This window comes from Mesorhizobium sp. WSM4830, from assembly GCF_055811495.1.
The window spans coordinates 1-689 of the sequence record NZ_JBVVQI010000103.1; the positions used below are offsets into that span (position 1 = coordinate 1).

The 689-nt window shown below is 62.4% G+C and carries 1 protein-coding gene; it reads left to right on the forward strand.

All coding sequences use genetic code 11. From position 1 onward, the window contains the following. Window positions 1-689, forward strand: a 689-nt coding sequence (gene istB, locus AC0L2Y_RS34540; RefSeq protein WP_473562330.1) for an IS21-like element helper ATPase IstB, incomplete at both ends; no start/stop codon positions are given.

Sequence of the window (689 nt, forward strand, 5' to 3'; positions counted from 1 at the left end):
GCCATCGCCGAGCATGAACTGGCCGAACGTGCCCATCGCAGGATCGAAAGGCATCTCGCCGAGGCGCACCTGCCGCCCGGAAAGACGCTCGACAGCTTCGCCTTCGATGCCGTGCCCATGGTCTCCAAGGCCCAGGTCATGGCGATCACCGCCGGCGACAGTTGGCTCGCAAAAGGCGCCAACGTCCTCATGTTCGGGCCGCCCGGCGGCGGCAAGAGTCATCTCGCCGCAGCCATCGGCCTTGCGCTGATCGAGAACGGCTGGCGCGTGATGTTCACCCGCACCACCGATCTCGTCCAGAAGCTTCAGGTTGCGCGGCGTGAACTCCAGCTCGAATCCGCCATCGACAAGCTCGACAAGTTCGATCTGCTCATCCTCGACGATCTGGCCTACGTCACCAAGGACCAGGCCGAAACCAGCGTGCTCTTCGAGCTCATCTCCGCCCGTTACGAGCGGCGTTCCATCATGATCACCGCCAATCAGCCCTTTGGGGAATGGAACAGGGTCTTCCCGGACCCCGCTATGACGCTCGCCGCGGTCGACCGCCTCGTCCACCACGCAACGATCTTCGAGATGAATGTCGAAAGCTATCGCCGCAGATCCGCAATGGAAGCCAAACGCCAGCGCGGCAGACCAGCCTCATACGCGACAATCAAAAACACCCAGGAACTTGTCGCGGAGCGGCAATC